Below are 7,146 nucleotides of genomic sequence, written 5' to 3'. Positions count from 1 at the left end.
CTTAGAAGCGATGAGCACAGGGCAAGTTCTAACCATCAGTACCTACAAGGAAGGTCAAAATTGTGTGGTGCTTGCAGTGCGTGATCAAGGAAAAGGTATCAGACCTGGAGTATTAGAGAAACTCGGTACTCCATTTTACACGACCAAAGATAATGGAACTGGATTGGGGCTAGGTATATGTTATGCCATTGCTGCCCGTCATAATGCAAAAATAGAAATTCAAACAGGATCGGAAGGCACTACCTTTTTTGTTAAATTTAATTATGATAATAATGAAAAATAGTCTTATTTAAGTAAAGACTAAGTAAACATAATCAATATATTTCACATGAGTTTTGTGTAGCATTCATGTTTGAGTTGCCTGCTAAATTAGAGTTGTAGAAAAAGAAATGGACTAACCGATATTAGGTTAGTCCATTTTCAAGTGTGTTAATTAATAGTGAATCTCCCTTCTGTACTTTTAGGAGCTTTTCGGTATTAGCTCCTGACTCTCCATATGTATATTCTGTTAGCATTGGGTCCTCATGTCCGAAATTTCGTTCAGCATTTTTATACCCAATTAAATAATTTAATTGGGTATAAATGGATAATACCAAGTGCCTAAACAACATATGTTGCTGTTTTAAAATCATCCCCAAAAGCATTAATCCACCCAAGACTACAAAACCTCCCCCTAAAATGTTAAAGTAGTAACTTAACGACATTAATTTACACATGCTAAAAGCATTACTATAATCAACATTTCAGGAGGAAACCCAATGGCAATGAGCAACAACGATATATTAAAAAGAGTACGATACGCTTTAGACATAAGAGATATAGATATGGTGGAAATCTTTAAACTTGGCGGGATGGAAGTAACGAAAGAAGACGTAGTTGATATGCTTACAAAAATAAAGAGAGCTCCTCAGCATGAAGCTGAAAATGATGAGGTAGCTGAAGATGAGTACGTAAAAACATGCGATATGATGATGTTAGAGGCATTTTTAAATGGATTTATTACTTTAAAAAGAGGAAAGCAAGATCCGAAACCAGGGCAGCCTGCACCTGTACAGAGCAAGGAGAGTGCCAATAACCTTCTTCTAAAGAAAATGAAAATCGCACTATCTTTAACGAGTGAGGATGTACTTGATATATTAGATAGCGTAGGCGTTACGGTAACAAAAGGAGAGTTAGGCGCTCTATTAAGAAAAAAAGGTCATAAAAATTACAAAGAGTGCGGCGATAGATACGCAAGGAATTTCATTAAGGGATTAGGTGTAAAGTATAGAGGATAATGAGTTCGTTAAAGCAGTAAATGATATAATAGGTAGAGTAGGACGTTCGTATCCTACTCTTTTTTATTTGTAAAAATACTATGCTAGGTGATGAAATGGTACATACATATTTAGGTGAGACAATTAATTTTCATATAACTTATAAGAAGAAAAAGTCCGTGCGTCTTTTTGTGGATTCGTACGGAAATGTGGAAGTGCAGGCTCCGAAAGGGACACCTGTTGAATACTTAGTCCAGTTGCTAGAGGAAAAGTGGAATTGGATTCAGACAACTCGTAAGGAAATGGCGGAGCGAGCGCGTGGACCACAGGAAAAGGATTACGATCAAGGAGAAGGCTTTTTGTATCTAGGGAATACGTATCCGATACAGATTTCCCAAGATGCAAGCATTGAGCAAGACAATGCGATTTTTGAAGGGGATAAGTTACATATTTATGTAAAAGAGCTAAAGGATGAGAAAATACAGCAAGCTTTAAAACGATTTTATTATAAGCAGTGTAAAACTTTAGTAGAGAAGAGCATTAAAGTGCATCAAAGTAACTTTAAGACAAAACCACGTTCTATTCGTATTACAGATAGTAGTCGTACTTGGGGTACTTGCGATTCGAATTTACAACTAACATTCAATTGGAAGCTAGCAATGGCACCACAGCGAGTAATTGACTATGTAGTCGTTCATGAAATGTGTCATATGGTTCATTTAAATCATGATCGCTCTTTTTGGCGTCTTGTCGGGAAGATAATGCCTGATTATAAAGAAATGGAGAATTGGTTAGCCTTATCTAGTTGGAAAATGACGGTCTAATGTTGCGCTTTGTATAGGTTGCAATTATTGTCAATCTTTGTCGGTAAGTCGATATATTTCGAAAATCGCTGATATATTTAGAGTTGCGCCGATATATTTTGAAAATCGCTGATATATTTGGAGTTGCAATCGATATGTTCAATGAAGAGAAAGTAAAAGGAGATGTCACAGCAGACATCTCCTCTTTTCGAGTATATAGATTAGCGTCCAAACATCACAACAAAATCCCCATCCATTTTCTCCATTTCATACCCACGATACCCCTCCGAAAGCAAAGCCTGCTGTCCATTAGCATCACTCATTAGAATACTTTGAACATCTGTCCAATCTCTTTCTTTATCTCCGCGCAATTTCTTCACAAAAACATACCGCAGACTACCACCATACTTCTCCTTCAGCGCAGCAATCTCCATCCCTTGCGCAAACTTATCCTTCAAGCTCGGAATGTTAAAAGGAGCAACAGTGCAGCATACATAATCATATTTGCTATCTTCTTTTTGTAATTCGTCCATGATGACGTTTGCTAATATTTTTTGCATCCCATTTCCTCGACAGTTCGGATGAACGTTTGAGATTTCTTGATAGATGACGCGGTGTAGTTCACTTTCTGGCAAACCAATATCAAGCCCTAAATGTTCATCGTCGATAGGAGGGACGAGTAGAGCGCGAAATGCGATGAGTTTGTTTTTAATAAAAGCACCGATCATCATGCCGTTTCCTTCTAGAATATATTGAAATTCTTCTTGTGAGAGTGGTTGTAAACGACTTTTATCTTCCAACGCTTCAACTATAATGTTTTGTAATGATAAAATTTGTTCGATGTGCTTTCTTGATAGTAGTGTAACGTGAAATGGTTGTTCGTTTTGTTTTAATGTTCCTTCATATAGAACAGTCATGCGTTAGTCCTCCTTTAGCGTACAACGTCTTGAAAGACGGTTAGTTCTTGTAATGTATCTTCGTTTATTTCAATGCCTAGTCCCGGCTTTTCTTTTAAGCGAATGAATGGTACGTCGTAATGTAGGTTTCCGATATCTTTCGTGAATTTTAACGGACCTGTAAGTTCAACACTTGTAATGATTTTTTTTGAGAAAGCGACGTGGAATCCTGCGGAAGAGGCAACGGATGATTCGACCATTGATCCCACTTGGCATTCAATGCCGGCCATTTCTGCTTGATGAGCGAGCTTTACTGCGGGATATATGCCGCCGCATTTCATTAGTTTTATATTTACTTTATCAGCTGCGTCTAATTTAATAATTTGGCGCATTTCACGAGAACTTTTTAATCCCTCATCAATCATAAGCGGAAGGTCTGTTTTCGAACGAATATGAGCCATTGCGTCAATATCATCCGCTACAACAGGTTGTTCAATCCAGTCGATATTTAAATGTCCTAATGAACGAAGTGCAGTTAATGTATTTGCGCTATTTTTCCAGCCTTGGTTCACATCAACACGAATGGCGATGTCATTTCCTACACGTTCACGCACAGCTTCAATTCTTTTTACATCTTCTTTTACATTCGTACCGACTTTCATTTTGAAAGATTGATAACCTTTCTGAATCATGGAAGCAGCTTCTTCCGCCATATCTTCTGGAGGAGCAATGCTTAAAACGTGAGTGATAGGAAATTCTTCATGGTAGCGCCCGCCAATTAATTGATATACAGGTTGTTTTAGTTTTGTGCCCATTATATCAAAGCAAGCAATATCAATCGCAGCTTTTGCTGTCGGCACACCGTAAATGGTATTGTCCATTATGTCGTGTATTCTTTCAATATTCATTGGATTTTTCCCGATTAGAACAGGAGCTAGCGTATGTTTTAAAGTATGGAAAGTACTTTCCCATGATTCACCTGTGACGTGATCATCAGCAACGCCTTCACCGTAACCGATAATGTCTTCGTCTGTTTCCATTTTGACGATAATAGAAGGCATATCAGAATAAGAACCATAACTAATAACAAACGGATTGCGAAGTGGTAAACGAATTGCGTAAAGGTGAATAGCTGTAATTTTCATTGAATAGAAACCCCTTCCTGTTTACAATAGTTTTATACATTTGATATAGTTGACGTTAAATAGTCGTTAATTAATAATAAGGAGTTAGAGAAAATGATAATAAAAATTGCAGTTGTCGGTTCAAAGGAGTTTATGGAGAATCTTTTCCCTATTGCTCATAAATTAGAAGAAATAGAAATTGATCCATATGTTTACCTTCACCCGGCAGAATCTTCTGAACTATTAAAGCGTTTAAAGCCTTGTGATGTTATCTTTTTCTCAGGTGCCTTACCTTATTATATGGCAAAAGAAATAAGAGAACAATTACGAATTCCAAGTACGTACTTACAGCAAGATGAGACAACGGTTGCATCTTCACTTCTTTCTGTCATGTATCATCAAGGTATTCAACCGCATAAAATTTCAATCGATTTAGTAGACCGTTCGTTTATTACAAATGTATGCCGCGATATCGGTATAAAAGAAAAGCCACAAGTGTTGGATTATGAAAATATGTTGTGGAGTAAAGAGGAAATAAATAGAGTCATTGATTTTCATGTAGCTAAATATCAATCTGGAGAGGCTCATTTAGCTTTAACTAGTATTCACGCTGTTTACGATGAGCTTCAAAAAATAGGTGTTCCTTCAGAGCGTATGATTGATCCAACACAGTCCATTATACATGGGCTAAAAGATGCAAAAATAAAAGCTGAGTTAGCAAAAAGCTATTCAGCTACTGTTGGTGCTTGTATTATTTCTTCCTTAGAATTACGAACGAGTTTGCTTGAAAAACTAGATGTCATTTCAAAAGAACTACGTGGTTCATTTAAACAAGTGGATGAAATGACATGCATTTTGTATACAACTCGTGGTGATATCGAATCGATTATTAAAACAAATGCGATACATAACTTGTTTGCGAGCGTAGAAGGAACGATAGCTATTGGATTTGGTTATGGAAAAACCGTGAAAGAGGCGGAGCAAAATGCAAAAATTGCTCAAAGTTTTGCAAAGAATAATCCAATAGATCGTTGTTTTTATATACTAACAAGTGATAAAGATTTATTTGGTCCGTTCTCGAAAGAACAGAGAGTACAAAGTTTGAAAAATGATAATCCGGAACTAATGAAAATAGCGAAGGAAACGAAGCTTAGTCCGGCTAACTTGTCAAAAATCATTCAATTTAGTCAATCGCATCCGTCATTGAAGTTTACAGCAGCTGACCTTTCTGAGTACTTACAAGTGACCCGGCGATCGACAGAAAGATTGTTAAAAAAATTAGTTGATTACGGGTATGCTCATATTTGCGGCGAGGAAATGCCCTATCAACAAGGGCGACCTCGCGCACTATATGAACTGAATTTACCGCTATTTTTAAGCTTCTAGTTGCGCTTTTTGTTTCTTTAGTAGTTCTGCTTTTTCAATGTCTGATAGTTTTACAATTGTGAAGCCTGTTATACCATAAATGATTGAGATAATAGGTACGATGAAATTCAAAATAGCATAAGGGGCATATTCAAATGCACCTACGCCAAGTGTAGCGAGAATAAATACACCGCACGTATTCCAAGGAACGAAGACAGAAGTTAATGTTCCGCCATCTTCTAATGCTCTGGATAAATTTTTTGAATGTAGTCCTTTTTCTGTGTATGCATTTGCGTACATTCTTGAAGGAACAACAATTGAAATATATTGTTCAGAGCAAGTAAGGTTTGTTGCAAAACAAGATGCGATAGTAGAAGCGATAAGCCCTTTTGCTGATTTTGCTAACTTTAAAATTTGATTTACAATTGAGCGAAGAATACCTGTATGTTCTAATACTCCTCCGAAAGTCATAGCGACAATTGTCATAGAGACTGTATTCATCATCGAATCTAAGCCACCGCGGTTAAATAGTTCGTCTACTAGCTTGTTTCCAGTGTCTATAGCAAATCCAGCTTGGAGTGCACCGACAGATGCTGAGACAGAACCACCTTGAATAAAGACTTGAGATAAGAATCCTAAAATAATACCGACGAGAATGGCTGGTATGGCAGGAACCTTTTTAGCGACCAATACCATAACGGCTACGGGTATGATTAATAGGAAAGGTGAAATAACAAAGTTTTGTTGTAAGACTTGTAATGTTTGATCGATGCTTTGCGCATCAATATTGTTATCACCGAAGCTTCTTCCTAAGAAAGCATAGACGATAAGAGTAATAATTAAACCTGGAATTGTAGTAAATAACATATGACGAATATGTGCGAATAAATCTGTATTTGTTAATCCTGCGGCTAAGTTTGTTGTGTCTGAAAGCGGTGACATTTTATCGCCAAAATAAGAGCCTGAAATAATGGCACCAGCAACCATTGGAGCTGGAATACCCATACTTAGACCAATGCCCATTCCGGCAACACCAATTGTTCCCATTGTAGACCAAGAGCTACCAATCGCTAATGCAACGATAGAACAGATAATGGTAATGGATACTAAAAATAGTGATGGAGTTAAAAGTTTTAAACCGTAATAAATCATTGTTGCGACGATTCCACCGCCAATCCAAGCACCGATTGTTAAGCCAACAAGAATAATAATGACGATAGCGGGTAATGCAAGACGAATCCCTTTATACATTGCTTCTTCAAGATCATTCCATTTGTAACCGTAACGCCAAGCGACGATAGAAGCAACGGTCGTACCGATAATAAGTGGAACGTGAGGGCTTTGTTTTAATACAACAATTGTAACCATCATAACTGCAACGGTAATGATAATAGGGATAATCGCTATTCCAAAAGGTATTTCTTTTTTCATAAATTTCCTCCTTGTTACGTATGTTTGTTTGTATTTTTTAGAATTGTCGTAAAATAGACGGTTATTAGGTTATGATAACTAAAAATATATGTAAGCGTCAACAAAAAAAACAGAAAATAAGGAATATTCTAGTTGTTTATTCAGTTTGTAATATAGATACAGAGTAAGCTTTTAAAAAGTTTAAAAATAAACAATTGACTTTTTTCTTAAAATTCAATATGTTCATAAAAACATCTGTTTTTCATAAGTATAATTAACCTGAATGGTTTGT

General features: G+C 36.6%; 8 protein-coding genes. 4 read left to right on the top strand and 4 right to left on the bottom strand.

The features are described 5' to 3' along the window. Positions 1 to 283: ATP-binding protein (locus JDS92_RS24005; RefSeq protein ID WP_242476027.1), on the top strand; the 283-nt coding region annotated here is incomplete at its 5' end. Between the two features lie 121 nt (positions 284 to 404). Here JDS92_RS24005 and JDS92_RS24000 read toward each other — a convergent pair. Next, the gene (locus tag JDS92_RS24000) at positions 405 to 656 is read right to left on the bottom strand and encodes a hypothetical protein (RefSeq protein WP_223268705.1); all 252 of its coding nucleotides are present in this window, start codon (positions 654 to 656) and stop codon (positions 405 to 407) included. Between the two features lie 102 nt (positions 657 to 758). Between JDS92_RS24000 and JDS92_RS23995 the strand changes: the two genes are divergently transcribed. Beyond that, the gene (locus tag JDS92_RS23995) at positions 759 to 1,277 is read left to right on the top strand and encodes a YehS family protein (RefSeq protein ID WP_053565385.1); all 519 of its coding nucleotides are present in this window, start codon (positions 759 to 761) and stop codon (positions 1,275 to 1,277) included. Between the two features lie 95 nt (positions 1,278 to 1,372). After that, positions 1,373 to 2,080: a M48 family metallopeptidase gene (locus tag JDS92_RS23990; protein WP_087969149.1), complete on the top strand. Its 708-nt coding sequence runs from the start codon at positions 1,373 to 1,375 to the stop codon at positions 2,078 to 2,080. 200 nt (positions 2,081 to 2,280) lie between these two features. Here JDS92_RS23990 and JDS92_RS23985 read toward each other — a convergent pair whose 3' ends face one another. Next, the gene (locus JDS92_RS23985; protein WP_016107430.1) at positions 2,281 to 2,976 is read right to left on the bottom strand and encodes a hypothetical protein; all 696 of its coding nucleotides are present in this window, start codon (positions 2,974 to 2,976) and stop codon (positions 2,281 to 2,283) included. Positions 2,977 to 2,990: 14 nt separating this feature from the next. Further along, on the bottom strand, positions 2,991 to 4,100 hold the full coding sequence (locus JDS92_RS23980) for a mandelate racemase/muconate lactonizing enzyme family protein (protein WP_097959753.1): 1,110 nt from the start codon (positions 4,098 to 4,100) through the stop codon (positions 2,991 to 2,993). Positions 4,101 to 4,193: 93 nt separating this feature from the next. Here JDS92_RS23980 and JDS92_RS23975 point away from each other — a divergent pair, with 93 nt between their 5' ends. After that, positions 4,194 to 5,465 carry a transcriptional regulator gene (locus JDS92_RS23975; protein WP_199632636.1) on the top strand — a complete coding sequence of 424 codons (1,272 nt, stop codon included), beginning with the start codon at positions 4,194 to 4,196 and terminating at the stop codon, positions 5,463 to 5,465. On the opposite strand, the gene nhaC is transcribed toward JDS92_RS23975, so the two are convergent. After that, the gene (gene nhaC, locus JDS92_RS23970; protein WP_097959752.1) at positions 5,454 to 6,875 is read right to left on the bottom strand and encodes a Na+/H+ antiporter NhaC; all 1,422 of its coding nucleotides are present in this window, start codon (positions 6,873 to 6,875) and stop codon (positions 5,454 to 5,456) included. The two genes, JDS92_RS23975 and nhaC, sit on opposite strands and share 12 nt — an antisense overlap. Positions 6,876 to 7,146 lie beyond the last annotated feature (271 nt).

Source organism: Bacillus cereus group sp. N12, assembly GCF_016483575.1.
Classification (GTDB): domain Bacteria; phylum Bacillota; class Bacilli; order Bacillales; family Bacillaceae_G; genus Bacillus_A; species Bacillus_A toyonensis.
Note: the sequence above shows the minus strand (reverse complement) of the source record. Positions and strands in the feature narration are given on the sequence as shown.